Source organism: Bacillus sp. YBsi01 (genome assembly GCF_038406745.1).
Lineage (GTDB): Bacteria > Bacillota > Bacilli > Bacillales > Bacillaceae > Bacillus > Bacillus siamensis.
Genome location: NZ_CP151679.1, coordinates 2,894,564 through 2,916,569, shown reverse-complemented (window position 1 = coordinate 2,916,569; position 22,006 = coordinate 2,894,564). Strand labels below are relative to the sequence as shown.

Here is a 22,006-nt window from a genome sequence, read left to right as displayed (position 1 = left end):
GAACAAATGAGCTTGCAATTTAGCGTTCTTGCGAGCGGGAGTACCGGAAACGCGTTTTATCTGGAGACAGAGGAGCACTCTTTTCTGGTGGATGCCGGCCTGAGCGGTAAAGCGATGGACGGGCTGATGGAGAGAATCGGCCGCAAGATAGACGACGTGGACGGCATCTTTGTCACTCATGAGCACAGCGACCATATTAAAGGGCTCGGCGTCATTGCGAGAAAGTACGGTCTTCCCGTCTACGCCAATGAAAAGACGTGGAAAGCGATGGAGAATCAGATCGGCAAGCTGGATACCGGACAAAAGTTTTTGTTCCCGATGGAAAGCGTGAAATCTTTCGGAGGGCTTGATGTTGAGTCATTCGGCGTCTCTCATGACGCGGCCGAGCCGATGTTTTATGTTTTCCATTACCAAGGCAGAAAGCTCGCGCTGATGACGGACACCGGATATGTGAGCGACAGAATGAAAGGCATTATCCGTTCGGCCAATGTATTTGTGTTTGAAAGCAACCATGACGTCGGCATGCTGCAAATGGGCAGATACCCTTGGAGCATTAAGCGGCGGATTTTAAGCGATGTCGGCCACGTCTCAAATGAAGACGCGGCGCTCGCCATGACCGATGTCATCGGCGACGGCACATCACGCATTTATTTGGCGCATCTGAGCCAAGACAACAATATGAAGGAACTGGCGAGAATGTCCGTGCAGCAGACATTGGCTGCGAAAGGATTTGTCGCGGGGGAAACGTTTCAATTATTTGATACCGATCCGAAAATCCCGACGCCGCTGTGCGCCGTGTAATTTTTCCAAATGAATCATGATTATTAATCCGCGATATAACCCACACTATAAGCAAATTGAGTTCTCTTGAAAGGATTTGAGATAGGGTGGATTATAATCGCGATGATGAACAGTACGCCCCCGAACAGCCCCGCCGCAGTAAGAGAGGATACTTCCTTTCAAGTCTGATCGGCGTCATCGTCGGGGCCGCGCTCATGGCTTTACTGCTGCCGTACTGGACAGGCGGAGACCATGGTGAAAGCAGCAGAGGCGCCAATCAGCGTATCGGAAGCGAACAAGTGAAAACAGTCAACGTAAATGTCAATGATGCTGTCACGAATATGGTCAGCCGTGTATCGGATTCGGTAGTCGGCGTTCTCAATATCCAAAAGACCGATATTTGGGGAGAGGGCGGCGAAGCGGGAAGCGGGTCCGGTGTCATTTACAAAAAGAACGGAACCACTTCTTATATCGTAACCAATCATCATGTCATTGAAGGTGCGACTGAGATTGAGATCAGCCTGAAAGATGACTCGCGCGTGCCTGCCGAACTGATCGGGAGCGACCGTCTGATGGATCTGGCCGTGCTGAAGGTGAAGTCTGATAAAATCAAATCGGCCGCCCAGTTCGGCAATTCCGATCAAGTCAAAGTCGGAGAACCGGTCGTGGCGATCGGAAATCCGCTCGGGCTTGAATTTGCAGGCTCAGTGACGCAGGGAATTATTTCCGGCAAGGAAAGGGCGGTGCCCGTTGACTCAAACGGAGACGGACAGCCGGACTGGAATGCGGAAGTGCTGCAGACCGACGCCGCGATTAATCCCGGCAACAGCGGCGGCGCTTTGATGGATATATCGGGTAAGGTGGTCGGCATTAACTCAATGAAGATCGCCGAATCCGCCGTTGAAGGAATCGGCCTGTCCATCCCTTCAAAGCTTGTCATTCCCGTTATTCAGGATTTAGAAAAATACGGAGAAGTCAGACGGCCTTTCCTCGGTATCGAAATGAAATCTTTAACGGATATTGCGAGCTACCACTGGAGCCAGACGCTGAAACTTCCGAAAGGTGTTAAAACCGGGGCGGTCATTATGGGTGTCGACGCGTTTTCACCGGCCGGCAAAGCAGGGCTGAAAAAGCTTGACGTGATCACCGGTTTTGACGGTCATAAGGTCAACGACATTGTGGATCTTCGTGAACGTCTGTATCGCAAAAAGATCGGCGACCGTGTGAACATCACGTTCTACCGTTCAGGAAAGAAAAAAACAGCGGAAGTCAAACTGACAGAAGCGGATCGATTACAGAAATAAAAAAACAGCCCGGAAAAAACCGGGCTGTTTTTTATTGATTTATTTGTTAATATGATGAAGAAAAGGGGGTGAAACACATGAAAACGGCTGATAAGATTATTGTATTGAACGAAATCGAGGGTGAATGCGAAGGAAGAATTATTTTAGAATGCAGAATTTAAGAAAATGAAATATGACATATCAAACGTCCTTTTTCAGGGCGCTTTTTTTATGCCGTTTTTTCCTGAAGGCGGGCCGCAACACGCTCAATTGATAATAGGCAGAAACAGACTGATGCTGCAAAATCGAAGCGGCAGGTGAAATTATTGTGATGTGCAGACTGCACCGTTTTAGGCGTTGACTTTAACCAATTCAGCTTAGATTCCGTTTTGTTTCAGATAAAAGCGAATAATAGAAGAGGAAGCGAAAAAAATAAACACAGGCTGATACATCTAAGGAGAGACTGCATCATGAATAAGTTGAAAGGCATCTGGCTGCTGAGTGCAGACGGCGGGTCTGTACTCATTGATTTGATAACGATGGGGCTTCGCCACGGAACGGTTCTCGGGGAAGACAATACCATCGAGGCACATATCCGCTCTTTACGCGAAAAGCTGAAGGACAAAGAGCACAAGGTGCGGGGCGCCGAATGCAGGGCGGACCTGGGATGAAGCGGAGAAAGCTGTTCAGAACCCTGCGATTCCAGCTCCTGTTCAGGTCACTGGTGATTTTGGCCCTGCTGTTATGCTTCATCGGCGGCACTCAGTACATGTTTATGGCACGGACGATGTATGAAAATCAGGCGGCCAGCATCCAAAGCTATATCCATTCAATGGATCAAAGTGTATGGAGGTCAATCAAAACCCTTGCCCGTTCCGAAACACCGGCCCACCCGAATTTGATTTACCCCGGGATGACGGCTGCTTTTATCAATCCATCATACAAGATGTCTGTTTTATCAGAAGACCCGCAAACGGGAGCCGCCCCATCTTTTCCGAAAAACGTGTATCGGGATGCGCTGACAGACCCCATGGCGCTTCACTATCAGGTGGCTCACAATAAAGCGGGTAAGGAAATCATCGCCGTGTTTCAGGCGATTTCCGTTGGCGGAAGACCGGCGGGAGTTGTGCAAATGAGCACGCTGACACAGCCTCTGAATGATTCGCTTTTCCGCCAGATCGGCATTTTTGCGGTGCTTTCCTTTGCGGCTCTGGTCATCGGACTGTTTGTTTTCTTACCGATGATCCGGCTCACACTCAAGCCATTATCGCGCATTGGGCGTATGGTGGATGACATCAATGCCGCCAGTCTCGATAAACGGCTGCCGATTGATAAAAGGCAGGCAGAAATGGAGTCGCTGGGCATATCCATCAATCAGATGCTGGGACGGATTGAAACCGCGTTTCAGGCGGAAAAAGAAGCGAAGGAGCGCATCCGGCAGTTTGTATCAGACGCGTCACATGAGCTGAGAGCACCGCTTACCTCCATTCACGGCTTTATCGAAATTTTAATGCGCGGAGCGGCGGAGAAGCCGGAGCAGAAAGAAAAAGCGCTTCAAAGCCTGTACGCGGAATCCGCCAGAGCGAATAAGCTGATAGAGGACCTTCTGTTTCTCGCGAAGATGGACCGGGAGCCGAGCTTTGAAATGAAAAAAGGCGCGCTGGGAGACGTCATTTTGGAAATGGAGGCTCAGCTGAGGCTGCTGGCGGGAAAACGGAAGCTCGAGTTTTTTGTCGATCAAAAGATTGAAGCCGTTTTTGACAAAGACAAAATGAAGCAGGTCATTCTCAATCTCTTTTACAATGCGGTGCAGCATACGGATGAAGAAACGGGCGTCATCACCGTGTCCCTGCAGAAAGATGGCGGAATCATGCTCATGATGGCGGACAACGGGACGGGCATCGCACCGGAGCATGTGCCTCATTTGTTTGACCGGTTTTACAGGGCAGAAACCTCCCGCTCCCGTAAATACGGCGGCACCGGGCTGGGTCTTGCCATTACAAAAACCATTATCGACAGCCATAACGGAACAATTGAAGTGAAAAGCGAGCAGGGAAAAGGCTCCGTGTTCGTAATCCGGCTGCAGGGGTAAGCCTGCTGATTCAAAAAGATCCCGCTCATACAAGAAGATTAATAAAATTCATCCGGACTATTTTAGAATAGGAAAAACGGACGGAAGCCGCTGAATCGTGTATGCCGATTATTATCCGAACGCGGGCCGGAGCGGACGTATCTGTCCCCCGCGTCAGCCATTTCAAAACAGTGAACACGAAACGCAGACGGTCGGTGACATCCTAAAGGAAGTCAAGGACTTCTTCAGGCTGAACAAAGCCTTTAAATATTTGGTGCTGTCCCTCTCTGTTTTCTTTGCGATTACATCGGTTTTTTATATCGGAAGGGCTGTCCGTGCGTCACATATCCGTTATTTTTGCGGGACTGTCCATCTTACAGGCGCTGTGCTCCATCTTTTCTTCAAAGCCGGCGGAAAAATTCACGCCGAGGCGCGTGCTTCTGCTGACATTCTGCATCATCGGGGCAGCCTATCTGTTTATACCTTTGGGCAGCCTGTACGTGACGATAGCCGCTTTTGTCGTCATTAACGCGCTCTATGACGTGATAGAACCCGTCTTCAGTCAGGTGGTGAACAATGAGATTCCGTCAAGAACGAGAGCCACGCTGCTGTCGATTATCAGTTTGCTGACATCGCTCTTCATGTTCATTGCCTTTCCGTTTATCCGATTCTTAACGACTATTTTGATTCAGCCTTGCTGCTGACCGCAATCGGGGTGTTATCCATCTTATTGTCGCTGTTTATGATGCTCAGCTTTTACAAACTGAAAGCGAGCGTCGCCATCCAGTCGAGAATACGGAACATACATTGGCAGTGAGCGAAAACTTTTGGTTTACCGGGGAGCGGCTCGCCAATCAGACATAACCTGACGAAAGGCTGAGGAGCATCTCAGCCTTTTTTCAGTTGGATTCATTTCATCCGGTCCAGACCGAATTTTTTCAGGCGGTATTGCAGGCTTTGTCTGCTGATTCCGAGCTCGTTTGCCGTTTTGGATATGTTATTGCCGTGTTTTCTCAGGGTCTTTTCGATCATATATTTTTCGAAGTTCTCCATTTTATCTTTTAAATCAGTGCCGGGCTGGGTGCTTGCGGCGGCTTTGGCGTCCGTGTCAGCCGGTTTTATTTTCATCCGGTACTGATAAGGAAGGTGGGCTGCCGTAATCGTCGTTTCATCCGTCATAAAGTTCATGGCGCCTTCAATCATATGTTCAAGCTCGCGAATGTTGCCCGGCCAGTCATATTCCAGGAAGAATCGCTGCACATCGTCACTGATCGAATCGACATGCATTTGAAACAGGTGATTGTTTTTCTGGATAAAGACTTCGGCCAGAGGCAGAATGTCCTCTTTGCGCTCCCGGAGCGGCGGAATGATCAGCGTGACAACGCTTAATCGGTAGTATAAATCTTTGCGCAGCCGCTCTTCTGAAATGGCGGTGATCGGGTCTTCATTCATCGTGGCGATGATGCGGACGTCGATCGGTTTGTCCTGCGCTGATCCGATGCGCCTGATTTTCTTTTCCTGAAGGGCGCGGAGCAGCTTTGCCTGCAGGCTGAGATTGAGAGAATTGATCTCATCAAGGAGAAGGGTGCCTCCCTGCGCCTGCTCAAATAAGCCCGGCTGGTCGATGGCTCCGGTAAAGGCGCCTTTTTTCGTGCCGAATAAAATGCTTTCGACCAGACTGTCCGGCAGGGCGGCGCAGTTTTGTGATATGAACGGGGCGCCTGAGCGCTGGCTGCCGTTGTGAATGCTTTGGGCGAACAGTTCCTTGCCCGTTCCCGTCTCACCGGCCAAAAGTACGGACGATGACGTGCGGGTTGCCCGTTTCGCGTTTTCGATGACTTCCCGGATAACCGGGCTGCTGCCGAGAATGCTGTCAAACGTGTAGCTGTTCTGTTCTTTTCTGTGCATATTCTCCCTGATCAGCCGTTCGAGCTTAGTGACGTCTTTGGCGATCTCCACGGCGCCTTTGATCTCGCCGTTTTGCACAATCGGGAAGGTGTGGTTGATCGTGGTGATTTCCTGGCCTTTGTTATTGAAATAGCTTTGCTTTACATTTTTAATCGTTTTGCCTTCCTGAAGGGCCTGGACGAGTGTGCTGTCCTGCTGATTGGAAAACATAAATACATCAGTCAGGTTTTTATGCAGGACGTCCCGTTCATCCATATCTTCAATCTGCATCATTTTCTTATTGTAAATGACGGTGCTGCCCTTTTCGTCCACCACATGCAGCCCGACATCAATCTCTTCCAGAATGCTTTGTAACACGAGTGTGAAAAATTCGCTGGTTGTGTGCAGGTCAATTCCCCCTCCCAATCGTCGTAACATTCATTATTTTAAAATAAATTGATTATGAAACGCAAAAAAATGTTGCGCTCGGCTGATATTTTAAAATAAATGGTAATTAAGGTAATAAAACCATTGACTTTTTTAGGGAAATGGTTGATATTTAGATATATACTTAAATATCTAAATCATGTATGTATGAGAGGGGGAACATTCTTGAATAAAGCATTTAAAGCACTAGCCGATCCTACAAGGAGAAGAATTTTGGATTTATTAAAAAAACAAGATATGACAGCTGGAGAAATTGCGGAGCACTTCGAAATGTCAAAACCCAGTATTTCTCATCACCTTAACATATTGAAAAATACTGATCTGGTTCACGATGAGAGGAAAGGCCAATTTATTATGTACTCATTAAATACCACTGTATTACAGGATCTTATAGGCTGGTTCTTTTCTTTGGCTGATTCAGAACATGATAATAAGAAAGGCGGGGAATCATGAAAAAATATCTCTTTTCGGCAGGAATTATTGTTTTAACTGTTTTAACATGGGTTTTCACATATTCATCTTTACCGGACATTTTGGCGACACACTGGGGATTAAACGGAAGTGCAAATGGTTACCAAACGAAAGCTAATGCGATGATGATGCTTATTGGCATAATGATGATTCTATATATTTTAATGGTTATCATCCCTAAGATTGATCCTAAAAATAACTACAACACATTTATCCGGCCATATATGGCTATATTTAATACAATGTTTGCGGTTCTGTTTGTCATTAATCTGATGACCATCTTGACCGGACTGGGATATGATCTCCCTATATCTTATTTAGGAAACTTTATCGTGGGAGTCATTTTCATTGTGTTTGGAAACTTTATTCAGATCGTTAAGCCTAATTTCTTTTTGGGGATAAGAACGCCTTGGACGCTGAGCAGTGAAAGAGTTTGGAAGGATACACACAGGGTCAGTTCGAAAATTTTTGTCTTAGCGGGCATTATCATGATGCTTGCAGCTTTTTTGCCTCCAGTGTATAGAGTGTCAGTCATTTTCATTGCCGCAATCGGCTGTATCATATTATCCTTACTATATTCTTACATTGTATATCAGAGACAATTGAATAAATAACGGTTGAATGGGAGCAATCTAATTGGATTGCTCCTATTTTGTCAGCGGGAATGCAAAAAAATTTTGCGCTTGGCTGAAGTTTGCACGCAAACTGCCGGAAAATTTTGCAGGAAGAGAAAGAATGCTGGCGAAATATCCCGTTTTTTCGGATTGGCACGGAACTTGCTTTATAAAAAGGGAAAGCAAGATCTTATGTTGAATGATATACAAAACAAGGGGGAATCAGATTATGTCAGCTTTCACAAAATCTCAAGAGATTATCAGCCAAACTTCACACTACGGTGCGAACAACTACCATCCTCTTCCGATCGTTATTTCTGAAGCGCAGGGTGTTTGGGTAAAAGACCCTGAAGGCAATCAATATATGGATATGCTCAGTGCTTATTCTGCCGTGAACCAGGGACACAGACATCCGAAGATTATTCAGGCGCTGAAGGATCAGGCGGATAAAATCACTTTGACGTCACGCGCGTTCCATAACGATCAGCTCGGCCCGTTTTATGAGAAAACAGCCAAGCTGACGGGAAAAGATATGATTCTGCCGATGAATACGGGGGCGGAAGCTGTTGAATCCGCTGTCAAAGCGGCGAGACGCTGGGCATATGAGGTCAAAGGAGTAGAAGATAATCAGGCGGAAATCATTGCGTGTATCGGCAACTTCCACGGCAGAACGATGCTTGCGGTATCCCTTTCTTCAGAAGATGAGTATAAACGCGGTTTCGGGCCTATGCTTCCGGGTATAAAATTAATTCCATACGGAGACGCGGAAGCGCTGCGCCGGGCGATTACGCCGAACACAGCCGCTTTCTTATTCGAACCGATTCAGGGAGAAGCGGGCATCGTCATTCCGCCGGAAGGATTTTTACAAGAAGCGGCCGCTATTTGTAAGGAAGAAAATGTGCTCCTGATTGCTGATGAAATTCAGACGGGACTCGGCCGGACAGGGAAAACATTCGCGGTTGACTGGGAAAATATCGTACCGGATATGTTTATCTTGGGCAAAGCGCTCGGCGGCGGCGTTTTCCCGATTTCGTGCATTGCGGCGAACCGTGATATTCTCGGCGTGTTTAATCCGGGTTCCCACGGCTCGACATTCGGCGGAAACCCGCTCGCTTGCGCGGTATCGCTCGCATCTCTTGAAGTCCTAGAGGAAGAAGGGCTGGCAGAGCGTTCCCTTCAGCTTGGCCGGTATTTTAAAGAAGAGCTTGAGAAAATCGATAACCCGATCATAAAAGATGTGCGCGGACGCGGCCTGTTTATCGGCGTGGAACTGACTGAAGCGGCCCGCCCGTACTGTGAAAAGCTGAAAGGCGAAGGGCTTTTATGCAAAGAAACACATGATACCGTGATCCGTTTTGCACCGCCGTTAATGATTTCCAAGGAAGACTTGGACTGGGCTGTCCAAAAGATCACAAATGTGCTTCAAAACGCGTAGGAACTTGATATGGAAACGCTTTCCCTCAGCTTGTATGGAATTAACAAATAAAAAATTCAGCACACTCTATTTGCGCGGCGACAGTATTTTAGTATAATGTATCTTTATGTACGAAAATGAATTTCATATAACTTTCATATACAAATAGAGGCTCTTTGGACAGCAAATCGGTTTCAAAGCACCGGCTTGGTTCCAATACAAGTTGCTGAAGGGGTGCAGAATAGTGAATACAAATCAAAAAGAGAATCAGCTTCAGCGCACAATGAAATCGCGCCATTTGTTTATGATTTCATTGGGCGGAGTAATCGGCACCGGGTTTTTCCTGAGTACCGGATATACAATCAACCAGGCGGGACCGCTGGGCGCGGTTCTGTCTTATCTGGTCGGCGGTTTTATTATGTTTTTGACAATGCTCTGCTTAGGCGAGCTTGCGGTTGCCCTTCCCGTATCAGGGTCGTTTCAGACGTACGCCACCAAATTTATCAGCCCCGCTTTCGGTTTCGCATTCGGCTGGCTGTACTGGCTCGGCTGGGCGGTGACATGCGCCATTGAGTTTTTATCTGCGGGACAATTGATGCTCCGCTGGTTTCCGCATGTTCCCGTATGGGTGTGGTGCCTCGTGTTTGTCGGGCTGATGTTTCTTTTGAACGCCATTACCACAAAAGCGTTCGCTGAGTCGGAATTTTGGTTTTCCGGCATTAAAATTTTAGTCATTCTGCTGTTTATTATTTTGGGAGGCGCCGCCATGTTCGGCCTGATCGATCTGAAACACGGCGAGCAGGCACCTTTCTTCTCTCATTTTTATGAGGATGGATTGTTTCCGAACGGCATGAAGGCGATGCTTGTTACGATGATTACCGTAAACTTCGCGTTCCAGGGAACGGAGCTGATCGGGGTTGCCGCGGGAGAAAGTGAAGACCCCGAGAAAACGATTCCGCGCTCTATCCGGCAGACGGTATGGAGAACGCTTGTCTTCTTCGTTCTCTCTATCATCGTCATTGCCGGCATGATTCCGTGGAAGCAGGCGGGAGTGGTCGAAAGCCCGTTTGTCGTGGTGTTTGAACAAATCGGAATCCCGTATGCCGCCGATATCATGAACTTTGTTATCTTAATTGCGCTGCTGTCAGTGGCCAACTCAGGCCTGTTTGCATCGACGCGTATCCTATATGCCATGGCGAACGAAGGACAAGCTTTTAAAGCGCTCGGCAAAACAAATAAACGCGGCGTGCCGATGAACGCGCTGATCGTGACGCTGGCCGTCGCCTGCCTGTCGCTGCTGTCTAAAGTGGCAGCGCCGGAAACCGTTTATATGTTTCTTTTATCATTAGCCGGACTAAGCGCGCAGGTCGGCTGGATTACGATTTCTCTGTCGCAGCTGATGTTCAGACGGAAATACATCCGCGAAGGCGGCAAAGTGAAAGACCTTAAGTTTAAAACACCGCTGTACCCGGTGCTGCCTATTGTCGGGCTGACATTAAATACGGTCGTTCTGATCAGTCTCGCATTTGATTCAGAACAGCGGCTCGCCCTTTATTGCGGCATCCCGTTCATGGCGGTGTGCGTTATCGTCTATCATCTGTATGTAAAAAAGCATAAACAGTCAGAAAAACAGATAGAGCTTTAAATCTTTTCGTGTCCAAGTCATCTTTGAGAAACCCGCACAGGACAACATACAACATGTTGAGGTGGAAAAACGGATGAACAAGAATATCTCAGTTATTGGAATGCCGATGGATTTAGGACAAGCACGACGCGGAGTGGACATGGGCCCGAGCGCCATCCGCTACGCGCATCTCATTGAACGGTTATCTGACATGGGGTATGCGGTGGAAGACTTAGGCGACATCCCCGTCAATCGTGAAAAACTCAAAAATGATGAAGAGCTGAAAAATCTGAACTCTGTGCTTTCGGGGAACGAGCAGCTCGCCCACAAGGTGGACAGCGTCATTGAGAATGAGCGGTTCCCACTCGTCTTGGGCGGCGATCACAGCATCGCGATCGGAACGCTGACAGGAACGGCCAAGCACTATAAACAGCTCGGCGTCATCTGGTACGATGCGCACGGCGATTTAAACACGCTGGAAACATCGCCGTCAGGCAATATTCACGGAATGCCGCTGGCCGTCAGCCTCGGCGTCGGGCACGACACATTGGTGAACCTGGGCGGCTATGCCCCGAAAATCAAGCCGGAAAACGTCGTCATCATCGGCGCGAGATCGCTTGACGAAGGCGAGCGTGAATACATTAAGGAAACAGGCATGAAGGTTTATACGATGCATGAGATTGACCGCCTCGGCATGACGAAGGTCATTGAAGAAACCATTGACTACCTGTCAGACTGTGACGGCGTTCACCTCAGCCTTGATCTCGACGGCCTCGATCCGAGCGACGCGCCCGGCGTAGGGACGCCTGTCGTCGGCGGCATCAGCTACCGTGAAAGCCATTTGGCAATGGAAATGCTGCATGATGCCGACATTATCACCTCAGCTGAATTTGTCGAAGTCAACCCGATCCTCGATCACAAAAACAAAACCGGCAAAACAGCGGTTGAGCTGGTGGAATCTTTGTTGGGAAAAAAACTATTATAAAATATGCGCCTCCGCACCTGCGGAGGTTTTTTTGTTGCCACGAGGAAACTAGCAGGCTGTCACCCTCTTTTTGACCCTGTAAATATGATATATTTATTACACAAAATGGGAAAGGGAGGTGTCCTGACAGATGGCTGAGGTGATGGCCCACGAAACTGTTGCGAAAAAAATCAGTGACTGGTATGAAGAAATCAAAAAGCACAACACCGAATCGGCTGAGGCATTAAGAGAACAACTGCTTACAGATCTGCAAAATATGACACAAAATCAAACGGTGCTCCTTTATTTTAATTTAATTGATTCCCGCTATAAGCTATTGATGGAAGAGTATGAGAAAACAGACGGCATTTTAAAAACGATCCAGCTGACCGCCGATAAAGAAAAAACAGACCAGATGATTCAATACTATTATTACTTTTTTTCCGGAATGCACGAGTTTTACCAAAAACGGTTCATGAACGCCATTAATTTTTACCGGATTGCTGAAAGCAGGCTCCGGCACATACCGAATGAGATTGAAAGAGCCGAGTTTAATTATCAAGTGGCGATTGCCTATTATGAAATCCGCCAAAACTACTTTGCGATGAACCATGCGGAAAAAGCATTAGAGATCTACAAAGCGAACGAAATGTACGCGGTCAGAGAAGCACAGTGTTTAATGGTGATCGGCTGTAACAGAATGGACCTGTTTCACTACCAGAAAGCTGAAGAGCTCCTGCAGACGGCAGTCCATCAAGCCGCCAAAGCGGGCGATCCGCACATTGAAGCGCTCGCCCACTTTAACGCAGGCATTTGCTATGAAAGACAGGAGAAATTGGAGGAGGCACGAGTCGAATTTGAAATGGCTCTCGATCAAAAGGAGCATTTGCGATCAGCGTATTCGGTGCGGAGTCTGTACATGCTGGCCAGAGTATTATTGAAGCAGGAACAGACGGATGAGGGCCGGTTTTGGCTGCATAAAGCGCTGAATGCCGCAGAAGACAAAAACGAGCCCGTATATACCCAAAAGCTGCGCATCTTACAGCATGTATTTATTGACCACAGTGAAGAAGCGCTTGAATTAGCTTTCGCCGAGTTAAGAAGGAAAGAGCTGTGGAGTGACGTTTCCGATTTATCGTATCAAGCCGCAGCGCATTTTAAAAAACAGGAGAATTACAAACTGGCGGCGAAGTATTTTCAGGAATCAATTGATGCCAATGACCAAATTTTGAGATTGACGGAGGGGATTCGTAATGAAAACATGTAAATTCATTGTACTCTCAGCAGCTTTGGCAAGTCTCATTTCGATTGGATTATTTGCGCAAACTGGTTCAACGGCACAAGCCGAACAAATCATAAAACCGGCAGAAAACGGAGCCTTCGGATAATACTTCATGAACCGCTTTCAGTCTGTGTTTTGTAAGGAGTGATTCAATGGCTATCACGCTGCAGCCGATGACAGGACAAGAATTTCAGTCCTATCTCGCTCATTCAACAAAGCATTACGCTGAAGATAAGGTAAAAGCAGGAACGTGGCTGCCTGATGAAGCGCCGGAATTAGCGGAGCTGGCGTTTGAAGACCTGCTTCCTGACGGCCTGGAAACGGCCGATCACTATTTATGGACGCTGACATTAGACGGTAAGGAAAATGCCGGCTGGCTGTGGCTGCACGCCGATCCGGACCACCCGCAGCACGACGCATTTATTTATGATTTCGGCCTTCATCCGCCTTTCCGCGGCAAAGGCTATGCAAAAGAGGCACTCGCAAGGCTGGAGGACAAAGCCAAAGATCTGGGTGTCCGCAAGATTTCTCTCCATGTATTCGCTCATAACGAAACGGCGCGGAAGCTGTATGAGAAGACGGGATTCCTGGAGACCGATGTGATCATGAGCAAAAAGCTGTCATGAAAAGAGGCCCGCACGATGGGCCTCTTTTGTTATTCATTTCCCGGGCAATGGCGGTAAGGTTTTGGACGGATGCCGTATTGACAGCTAAATGAAATCGCGGCGTTCTCTTCTGTACTCATCGGCATCAAGCTGATTCGCCGTCCTCCTTCCTGGCGCAGACGGTTTCTTCATTCGGCACCCGCGGATCAACCTATGCAGATCCAATCCAATCCACATTGGTCACCGCGAGATGAACGGCATGACTCACTCTGGCTGCCGTAGTCCTTCCTGCATGCCCATGCACCCTAACCTCAATGAGGAAACCGCAACGACCCGATTGTTATGTATTTGATAAGACGATTATGCATATCTTTTACTATTGTTATAAAATTTTTAAAAATCTGTAAATTTTATATTTTTTTATCGCAATTCCGTCATATAATGCAAATGTGGAAAAATTATACTTTGAGAAAAGAGGCGAAGTAATATGTGTAAAAAGCTATTCAAAGCTGTCCTCCCGTTTGCCCTGTCGTTCACCATGGTTCTGTCGTTCTCCGGTACGAATGTCAAAGCGAAAGAAACAGAAGCAGCCCGCTACGCAAAAGAAATCGCAGAGCTTCAGCAGGGCACAACCCCGCAAGACGTTCTCCGATCCGCCCAAGAGCTTGCCGAGCAGAAGCACGTTTCAACAGAAGCGATTCTCAAGCAGTTTCATCAAGAAATCACAGCAGATAAGGTGCAAGGAAATGTAATCGCTTCCAAAGACGAACTCTCTGCAATGGGCGGATCATCAGGCACAAAAAAACTTCCGAAAAGCACAAAAGGCAATATTTATTACACGAACTCATACACGGCTTTTTACAACCACGGGCATGTCGGCATGTATTCATCCGCTGATAAAATTGTCGAATCCGTGCCGGGAGACGGCGTCCGCCAGATTGCTTATAACGGAAGAGAAGTCGAAGACAATTCAATCGTTCAGACCGTGAAAGTTACCGATGCCCAAAAACAAGCCGCCGCTGACTGGGCCGTATCAAGAGTGGGTGATGAGTACTCCTTCAACTTCGTCAATAACAGAAATACGGGCCATGAAGGCGCCAAAAACTGCTCAAAACTGCTGTGGTCGGCATTCCTTTTAAAAGCCGGGATTGATATCGACTCTAACGGCGGCTTAGGTGTATATCCGCGCGACATCACAAGCTCGTCTTACACGACCACGATTCTGACCATTCGCTAAGGAGAACAACGTGAAAAAAATCATCTGGATACCCTTAGTGTTCATCCTTGCCGCAGCGGTCTTATGCTTCTTCTATTTCCGCACGGAAGAACCTGCGGAGGTTGATAGGGAAACATTAAATGACCCTGATTTTCTGAAAGATAAAGAAGCGCTGCTGTATTTCTCCACTGCGGCTGATCAAGACACATTCGGCGGCGGAAAAAGCTATGCCCTCTTCGCCGATAAAAAGGGGCGGCTCTCTTCTTATCAAATGAAGGGGCTTGAGCTCGGATCGGCCAAAGTGCATGACGGCAGCGTGCTGCTGGAGGACAAAAAAGGAATCTACACCGTTCAAAATGGTCTTCACACATATAAAAGAACGTATCAGCATACGGGAGACAGCGCCGGGTATATCGAGCGGACGAAAGGCTTTTACACGCTGTACAATTCGGGCTACGACAAGAGCGGCGGCAGCTATCGCTCAGAGCTGTACCGCCAGATTGACGGCAGGTGGAAGCAAGACGTCATCCCGCACTATATCCGCGCTTCAGGCTTTTTTAAAGATCATCTTTTCGCGCTCACGCCGACAGATGACGAAAAAGGCTATCACATAGAAGACATTCAGGCCGATAAAGAAAAGCTCCATACAAAATCAATTGCGACATGGACGTATAAAGAAGGCACGTCAGTCGAATCCCAGCTCGCCGCGGACGACGGCGCCGTCTGCTTTGTCACCAGAGGGGAAAAAGCAGAACACATCTACCAAATGGTGAAAGTTATGAGAAAGAGCGGCATTATCAAAACGTATGACATCGCCGCTTATAAAAATGACGAACAGACGATCTATGACTCCATGCCGTTCAGCTTCAAAAAAAGCTTTTTCATGGAGCAGCGCAGCTTCTATTTCGTTGACGGCTTCGGAACCGTCTACCGCATCAACCCTGAGACCGGAAAAAGCAAAAGGGCCTTCACCCTCCCCGCATCACGAATTAAAGCCGATTTCAAAGACCTGACGCATCAAAACGGAAAGCTGTATCTGTTCACGTACAGCTACAAAAAGCCCGCCAAAATCGAATCCTTCGACCTGAAAACGGGCAAAAAACTGAACGACCGGACCATCCCCAGCCTGAAAGACATCATCACGCCGAAAAGCCATCTCAAGCTGTATGATGTGCAGGTGATGGGCGGGTTTTGAAGAGTATGAACATGTGGGAAGAGCTTGCCGCTTTTGGTAAGCTTTTTATAATGAAACGTTACTGCAAGAAAGAAGGTGTTCATTTGAAATCATTCAGTCTCTTCTTATTGTTGTCCGTCATTTGTATAACCATTGTTTTTGTCATAATGAATATGTTGATTGGATACCCTGATGTGAGCAACGGAACATTGATTATGATTGTATATATCGTTGTGACCCTCATAATCAGGCTATATAACAAGAAAAAAACCGACCGAACATAGAAATAGAGGAATTTGCACAGTAAAAGCAGAAAGACAGTCCGGTGAAGGAGGGAGCCGATGAAGAAAAAGCTTGCCGCGGTAACCGTCACCATTCTCCTGGTTTCCGTGATAACCAACTCTTTTTTAAACGGCGGAAAGCCGGACTGGATTGATATATGCTGTACGCTGCTGGCGTGTCTATTAGGAATTCTGTTCGTCCTTCGCTTAGAAAAAAGAGAAAACACGTAAAGAGCCGGATGCTGCAAACGCCGGCTCTTTTTGCGCGTGATTTGCCGAATTGTGGATAAAACTCAGCCCGAAGCACTACTAACATGTGTATAAATAGGTTATATTGAGAAGAGAACAATTGCCGCGCGCAAAAGAAAACCGGAGGATGTAACAATGAAAACCGCTTATTATTCTTGTGAAGAACATATCGAAACCGTACTGGACATGTACATAGATGATCATGAGCTTCCGCCCGAAATCAGAAAAATCGAACATACTAACAGTTTATCCACAGCCTGTGAATTATGTGGGGACACTGCAACATATCTAGTAGGGAACGAATGATCCTACACAAAATACAGAAAAGATATCCACAATTGTGGACAATATATATGAATAACTTGTTTCTAAAGTGGGGATGACCTGTGAATATCAATATTGTGACCATCGGAAAACTAAAAGAAAAATACCTCAAGCAAGGCATTGAAGAATACAAAAAACGACTCTCAGCCTACGCAAAAATCGACATCATCGAACTCCCGGACGAAAAAGCTCCGGAAAACTTGAGCGACCAAGACATGAAAATCGTCAAAGACAAAGAAGGCGAACGCATCCTGGCCAAAATCAGCCCGGATAGCCACGTCATCGCCCTCGCTATCGAAGGAAAAATGAAAACATCCGAAGAACTGGCCGATACAATAGATAAGCTGGCGACTTATGGAAAAAGCAAAATCACCTTCGTCATCGGCGGCTCACTCGGCTTAAGCGACGCCGTCATGAAACGCGCAGACGACAAACTGTCATTCTCAAAAATGACATTTCCTCATCAGCTCATGCGGCTGATTTTAGTAGAGCAGATTTACCGGGCATTTCGGATTAATCGTGGGGAACCTTATCATAAGTAAATGAGGTTTTAATTAATTCTAGTGACTAAATGAGCTGTGTTTTCCCTATTTAGTCACTTTTTTATGTTTGTTAAGTTAGTTTTATATCTATTAAAATTAATAAGCAAAATTCGACAATATAAGATATAATAAAATTCTACCAGCATACAGGATTTTTATTGACTAATTGCGTTTGGTGTGAGAACATATGTTTGTATTCACCGAAGGACATATGAAGGAGGAGTATAATGTTATTCGCTGATATTGAATTTGATAAAGAACTATTTTCAGCTGCAAATAAGTTAAGAGGGAGAATAGCTCCTAGCGAGTACAAAAACTATGTCTTACCTTTATTATTCCTAAAATTTTTATCCTTGAAGCATGAACACCGAAAAATGGAGATTTTGGAAAGGGTAGAAGATAAAGGTGAAGATAAGAAAGAGATTCAGAAAGTCTTAGAAAACAAGGCTGAGTATACCAAAGTAAATGTGTTTTATATTCCTCAAGAGGCAAGCTGGGAATACCTTTTAGAAAATGCAGATAGTGAAAGTATTAAAGAGTTAATTGATAAAGCTATGACAATCTTAGAATCTGAATATGATGAATTAAAAGACGCCCTCCCTAAGATATACAAAAACTCTAATATTCCTAATGAAGTAGTTAGTGATATAATAAAACTTTTTTCACAAGAAATCTTTTCTACACATAATGGCAGAAATGTTGATTTGCTTGGAAGAGTATATGAATACTTTATAAGTAATTTTGCATCTACAGAAGGTAATCGAGGCGGAGAATTTTTCACACCTTCTTCAATAGTAAAACTATTGGTTGCAATGCTAGAGCCTATAAAAGGTACTGTGTACGACCCCGCTTGTGGTACGGGAGGCATGTTCATTCAATCTAATAAGTATAGTGAAAACAGCGAAAACCTGACTTTTATTGGACAGGAACAGAATGAACTTACAATAAAATTAGCAAAAATGAATGGTATTCTTCATGGTATTTTTCCAAAGATTAAACAAGGTGATACTTTACTTAATGACCAATTTCCGGATTTGAAAGCTGAAACTGTAGTATCTAATCCACCCTTTAATATGAAAGATTGGGGAGCTGAACGCTTACCCCCTGATGATAGGCGTTTGATTGGACCTGTGACAAATAGTAATGCGAATTATATGTGGATTCAACACTTTCTACATCATCTAAAGGATGGTGGGTTAGCGGGTTTTGTTATTGCAAATGGGGCCTTAACAAGTAATCAAGCTGCCGAGAAAAGCGTAAGGAAATACTTAGTTAATAATGACTATGTTGATTGTGTTGTACAACTTCCAGAAAAAATGTTCTTTGGCACAGGAATACCGAGTGCTTTAATTTTTCTAAGTAAAAATAGAGATGGTAGTAATAATCATGCTAGAAGAGAAAAAGAGATATTATTTATTAATGCAAGTAGTTTAGGAACGTTAGTTAATAAAAAAAGTAGGATATTTTCAGAAGATGAAGTAAAAGCAATCGCGGATATTTATCATTCCTTTAAATTCTATAATAATGAGGCTTATTTTGAAAGCGGTTTTTATAGTAAGGTTCATATTGATGAAATTATAGAGAAAGAATACAAGATAACTCCAAGCTTATATACCGGAATTAAAGAAGAGTCGGAAAATGAAATAGGGTTCAACCAGGTAGTTGAAGAATATAAGCTGCTATTAGAAGAGCAATTTAAGCAATCACATAAACTTCAAATGAAAATATTGAAGAATCTAGAGGATTTGTTATGATAAGTGAGTTTAAGAATTATACATTAGGTGAAATCACTAAGATATTAAATGGTTCAACGCCGTCAACAAAAAAAATAGAGTACTATGAAAATGGAACGATTCCTTGGATAACTCCTAAAGACTTATCAGGTCATCCTTTTAGAAATATATCTCGAGGAGAGCGTAATATTACTCAGTTAGGATTGCAAAATAGTTCTACTAAGTTGTTGCCTAGAGGCACAGTATTGTTCTCTTCAAGAGCTCCAATAGGATACGTTGCTATTGCTGCTAACGAGGTAACTACAAATCAAGGATTTAAAAGTTTTATTTGCAATGAGGAAATTATTTTAACTGAATATCTTTATTACTTTCTTATTGCTAAAAAAGAATATATAGAAAGTTTGGCTAATGGGAGTACTTTTAAAGAACTATCTCTTACATCTACAAAGAATATTCCAATTAAGTTGCCTAACTTGCAAGCTCAAAAAAAAGTTGCCGAAACACTAGGAGACTTAGATAGAAAAATTGAATTAAATTATAGCATAATAGATAACTTAGAAAAGTTAGCAGAAAGAACATATAAGTACTGGTTTTTAGATGAAACAATCCCCGATGATAGAAAGAATATGATTGTTCGTGAAAATGTAAAGATTGGGGAAGTTGTGAAAATCATGGGTGGAGGGACACCTAAGACTTCCAATGAAAGTTATTGGGAAAATGGAGATATTAATTGGTTTACGCCCTCAGATTTAACTAGTAGCAAAGAGATTTTTGTTTTAGATTCCCAAAGAAAAATAACTAGGGAAGGCTTGGAAAATAGTTCTGCAAAGTTAATTCCTCCGTATTCTTTATTATTATCTAGTAGAGCAACAATTGGAGAATTGGCCATTAATCAAAAGCCAACCACAACAAATCAAGGTTTTATTGTGATTGTACCAAATGAGAAGATTTCTATATATCAATTGTATTTTTGGGCAAAACTCAATAAAAATAAAATAATTTCAATGGCTAATGGAAGTACCTTTAAAGAAATTAGTAAGAAAGATTTTAAAACGATAGAAATTCCTGTAATAAAAGATACAACAAGCTTCAACAGTATTATGCATGATTACTTTAAGCAGATAGAAGAGCTTACTAAAGAGATTAGAATACTGAAGTTGACGCGAGATAAGTTAACTCCAAGGCTCATTGTTTAATTATAAAGTAAAAAGCGAACTAGAAACTAGTCCGCTTTTTACTTTAATCTTCAGAGTCTAAATCAAATTCAGTATCAGTAATTTTTATCCATACATCACCATTCTCTGTACGAATAAATTGCTCATCGTTACTAATCCAACCAAATCCTTCTGCACCAGAGTCTTCATGGATATATCCAATGGGTGTACCTTCTTCTTTTAATTCACTAAGAGGGAGGCATTCTCTTTGTCCTAATCTAGTATTACATATAGCATGACCCCAAGCTACTTGCTCTGGTTTGTGTTCAAGTGTTTCATATACTAATGGAACCATATGAAACAAGTTTACTGAAGTTGACCTTGTTGCACCTGCAACCTGTTGTTGTGAATTAGCTAGTCCTGAAGCTCCGTCAAAAGAGACCATCTCATGTAACTGTTCATACATTATTGTTTTTTCGCATAAAGGACAGCTCGTAATAGAATTATTTAATATTGACTTACCTTCCAAATGTGAAATATTAATTAAGTTATGGTTATTTAGTATTGTTTCAAGATGTTCAAAGTCACTTCCATCATATGGACTGTTATGTGTTTTTATTATTAACCAGGCTAAGAAAGCTTTAGAAAGGTAGTTTGTTTCAGCATCAGCATATTCTGGAGCGAAAATTCCTTGTGGTGGCCCTTCTTTTCTTTCTCTATCAGTGCTAATTGAAGATAGTCGTAAGACATAATGCCCCACATCGTTAACATCTTTTCCTCTTCGTGTTACCGTTTGTCCATTTTTTTCTAAGTGCCTTACTTCCCAGCTCCTTAATGGAGGTAATTCTCTGAAAGAAGCATGAGTTCGATATAGCAAAAATGCATTTACTCCAACTTTAACAAATGCATCAGGATGTAAAAACTCTGGCTTTACTACACCCGAACTTTCAAAGTACTGGTTGGGAAATAATCTTATTACATAACCATCTTTATAATTATTTAAATCAACATTTCCCAATCTCTCGAAGGGTATAATCACCTTATTATTCCTGTAAACGTGATTTTGGTATGCACCCTTATCTCCACCTCTAGGGGTTGCGTATCCTGCCTTATTTACTTTATCAGTATCTTTGCTTCTAAATAAATCTGTCCATACCTTTTCAGGAAATTTATTATGCTTACCAGTATGTCCATATTCAAGTCGACAACCATCACTTCCGCATAATCGAATAGTCATAGTCTCCTTACCCCCTGTTTATATTTATCTCCTAACGATTATACAGTAATTATTTGTAACTTAGTAGAATAAAATATCCACCTTGTGTATGGAGTATTCTAATTATTCTGTTTTTGGGGGTGTAAATATATATTATTAAGCTGAATTACAATTTTGAATATACTACTAGAGGGAATTTGAAAAATGAATAAATCAGCCAAAAGGGTCAATATTGTATCAGTTAAATTAGTTAAGAAACTAGCGTACTTTACAAGAAAAGAACTATTCGGTCTCCACAGGATGCGTATGAATTACTAAAGGAATTCTTAAAAGATAAAGACCGTGAGCACTTTATTGTTGTAACCTTAGACACCAAGAACCAACCTGTATCCATAAATGCCTGCCATATTGGGAGTTTAAATGCCAGCATCGTTAGTCCTCGCGAAGTTATGAAATCAGCCATCTTGTCATCTGCAGCAAGCATCATGGTAGCTCATAATTACCCTTCTGGTGAAACCACTCCATCAAGAGAAGACGTGGATGTTACAAAACGTCTTGCTGAAGCAGGTAAGCTGATGGGTATTGAGTTGTTGGACCATCTCATTATTGGAGAGGGAAAATACACATCCTTGAAAGAAAAAGGATATATATAAGGGGAAAGGTCAATGTGTTACT

General features: G+C 44.3%; 21 protein-coding genes and 2 pseudogenes. 21 read left to right on the top strand and 2 right to left on the bottom strand.

Annotated elements, in window-relative coordinates; all coding sequences use genetic code 11:
- Positions 1 to 6 precede the first annotated feature (6 nt).
- The 5 genes and pseudogenes from AADZ70_RS14610 to AADZ70_RS14590 form a co-directional block, all read left to right on the top strand.
- On the top strand, positions 7 to 801 hold the full coding sequence (locus tag AADZ70_RS14610; RefSeq protein ID WP_016937374.1) for an MBL fold metallo-hydrolase: 795 nt from the start codon (positions 7 to 9) through the stop codon (positions 799 to 801).
- Between the two features lie 86 nt (positions 802 to 887).
- Positions 888 to 2,084: a S1C family serine protease gene (locus AADZ70_RS14605; protein WP_342007265.1), complete on the top strand. Its 1,197-nt coding sequence runs from the start codon at positions 888 to 890 to the stop codon at positions 2,082 to 2,084.
- A gap of 449 nt (positions 2,085 to 2,533) precedes the next feature.
- Positions 2,534 to 2,734, top strand: a complete 201-nt coding sequence (locus AADZ70_RS14600; RefSeq protein ID WP_342007264.1) for a hypothetical protein — start codon at positions 2,534 to 2,536, stop codon at positions 2,732 to 2,734.
- Positions 2,731 to 4,155: a HAMP domain-containing sensor histidine kinase gene (locus AADZ70_RS14595; protein ID WP_342007263.1), complete on the top strand. Its 1,425-nt coding sequence runs from the start codon at positions 2,731 to 2,733 to the stop codon at positions 4,153 to 4,155. Before AADZ70_RS14600 ends, AADZ70_RS14595 begins: the two co-directional genes overlap by 4 nt.
- Positions 4,156 to 4,315: 160 nt before the next feature.
- Positions 4,316 to 4,951, top strand: a pseudogene (locus AADZ70_RS14590) (MFS transporter); the annotation flags it as partial.
- A gap of 92 nt (positions 4,952 to 5,043) precedes the next feature.
- Here the strand turns inward: AADZ70_RS14590 and AADZ70_RS14585 are convergent.
- Positions 5,044 to 6,429: a sigma-54-dependent Fis family transcriptional regulator gene (locus AADZ70_RS14585; RefSeq protein WP_264820355.1), complete on the bottom strand. Its 1,386-nt coding sequence runs from the start codon at positions 6,427 to 6,429 to the stop codon at positions 5,044 to 5,046.
- A 204-nt stretch (positions 6,430 to 6,633) separates the two neighbouring features.
- On the opposite strand from AADZ70_RS14585, the gene AADZ70_RS14580 reads away from it, so the two are divergent.
- The 15 genes from AADZ70_RS14580 to AADZ70_RS14510 all read left to right on the top strand — a co-directional run bounded on the left by AADZ70_RS14580 (position 6,634) and on the right by AADZ70_RS14510 (position 20,157).
- Positions 6,634 to 6,921 (top strand): autorepressor SdpR family transcription factor, encoded by a 288-nt coding sequence (locus tag AADZ70_RS14580; protein WP_047477365.1) that lies wholly within the window; start codon positions 6,634 to 6,636, stop codon positions 6,919 to 6,921.
- The gene (locus AADZ70_RS14575; protein WP_342007262.1) at positions 6,918 to 7,553 is read left to right on the top strand and encodes an SdpI family protein; all 636 of its coding nucleotides are present in this window, start codon (positions 6,918 to 6,920) and stop codon (positions 7,551 to 7,553) included. The genes AADZ70_RS14580 and AADZ70_RS14575 overlap by 4 nt, the downstream gene beginning before the upstream one ends.
- A gap of 229 nt (positions 7,554 to 7,782) precedes the next feature.
- The gene (locus AADZ70_RS14570) at positions 7,783 to 8,988 is read left to right on the top strand and encodes an ornithine--oxo-acid transaminase (protein WP_047477367.1); all 1,206 of its coding nucleotides are present in this window, start codon (positions 7,783 to 7,785) and stop codon (positions 8,986 to 8,988) included.
- Positions 8,989 to 9,211: 223 nt separating this feature from the next.
- Positions 9,212 to 10,612 (top strand): amino acid permease, encoded by a 1,401-nt coding sequence (locus AADZ70_RS14565; RefSeq protein WP_016937380.1) that lies wholly within the window; start codon positions 9,212 to 9,214, stop codon positions 10,610 to 10,612.
- A 73-nt stretch (positions 10,613 to 10,685) separates the two neighbouring features.
- Entirely contained in the window at positions 10,686 to 11,576 is an 891-nt protein-coding gene (gene rocF / locus AADZ70_RS14560) for an arginase (RefSeq protein ID WP_016937381.1), read from the top strand.
- A gap of 130 nt (positions 11,577 to 11,706) precedes the next feature.
- Positions 11,707 to 12,822 (top strand): aspartate phosphatase, encoded by a 1,116-nt coding sequence (locus tag AADZ70_RS14555; RefSeq protein WP_342007261.1) that lies wholly within the window; start codon positions 11,707 to 11,709, stop codon positions 12,820 to 12,822.
- Positions 12,809 to 12,943, top strand: a complete 135-nt coding sequence (locus tag AADZ70_RS14550) for a hypothetical protein (protein WP_007407881.1) — start codon at positions 12,809 to 12,811, stop codon at positions 12,941 to 12,943. Before AADZ70_RS14555 ends, AADZ70_RS14550 begins: the two co-directional genes overlap by 14 nt.
- A 46-nt stretch (positions 12,944 to 12,989) precedes the next feature.
- Positions 12,990 to 13,463 (top strand): GNAT family N-acetyltransferase, encoded by a 474-nt coding sequence (locus AADZ70_RS14545; RefSeq protein WP_016937383.1) that lies wholly within the window; start codon positions 12,990 to 12,992, stop codon positions 13,461 to 13,463.
- Positions 13,464 to 13,929: 466 nt separating this feature from the next.
- Complete coding sequence (locus AADZ70_RS14540) at positions 13,930 to 14,679, top strand: hypothetical protein (RefSeq protein WP_342007260.1); 750 nt, start codon at positions 13,930 to 13,932, stop codon at positions 14,677 to 14,679.
- A gap of 10 nt (positions 14,680 to 14,689) precedes the next feature.
- Complete coding sequence (locus AADZ70_RS14535) at positions 14,690 to 15,853, top strand: hypothetical protein (RefSeq protein WP_342007259.1); 1,164 nt, start codon at positions 14,690 to 14,692, stop codon at positions 15,851 to 15,853.
- 320 nt (positions 15,854 to 16,173) lie between these two features.
- Positions 16,174 to 16,344: a hypothetical protein gene (locus tag AADZ70_RS14530; protein ID WP_342007258.1), complete on the top strand. Its 171-nt coding sequence runs from the start codon at positions 16,174 to 16,176 to the stop codon at positions 16,342 to 16,344.
- 153 nt (positions 16,345 to 16,497) lie between these two features.
- Entirely contained in the window at positions 16,498 to 16,668 is a 171-nt protein-coding gene (locus AADZ70_RS14525; RefSeq protein WP_004393147.1) for a CxxH/CxxC protein, read from the top strand.
- Positions 16,669 to 16,748: 80 nt separating this feature from the next.
- A complete protein-coding gene (gene rlmH, locus AADZ70_RS14520) occupies positions 16,749 to 17,228 on the top strand; it encodes a 23S rRNA (pseudouridine(1915)-N(3))-methyltransferase RlmH (RefSeq protein ID WP_047477383.1) in 480 nt (159 codons plus the stop codon).
- A gap of 227 nt (positions 17,229 to 17,455) precedes the next feature.
- On the top strand, positions 17,456 to 18,982 hold the full coding sequence (locus tag AADZ70_RS14515) for an N-6 DNA methylase (protein WP_342007257.1): 1,527 nt from the start codon (positions 17,456 to 17,458) through the stop codon (positions 18,980 to 18,982).
- Entirely contained in the window at positions 18,979 to 20,157 is a 1,179-nt protein-coding gene (locus AADZ70_RS14510) for a restriction endonuclease subunit S (protein ID WP_342007256.1), read from the top strand. The genes AADZ70_RS14515 and AADZ70_RS14510 overlap by 4 nt, the downstream gene beginning before the upstream one ends.
- A 43-nt stretch (positions 20,158 to 20,200) precedes the next feature.
- Here AADZ70_RS14510 and AADZ70_RS14505 read toward each other — a convergent pair whose 3' ends face one another.
- A complete protein-coding gene (locus AADZ70_RS14505; RefSeq protein WP_342007255.1) occupies positions 20,201 to 21,352 on the bottom strand; it encodes a BstXI family restriction endonuclease in 1,152 nt (383 codons plus the stop codon).
- Positions 21,353 to 21,535: 183 nt separating this feature from the next.
- Here AADZ70_RS14505 and radC point away from each other — a divergent pair.
- Positions 21,536 to 21,984: pseudogene (gene radC, locus AADZ70_RS14500) on the top strand (DNA repair protein RadC).
- Positions 21,985 to 22,006 lie beyond the last annotated feature (22 nt).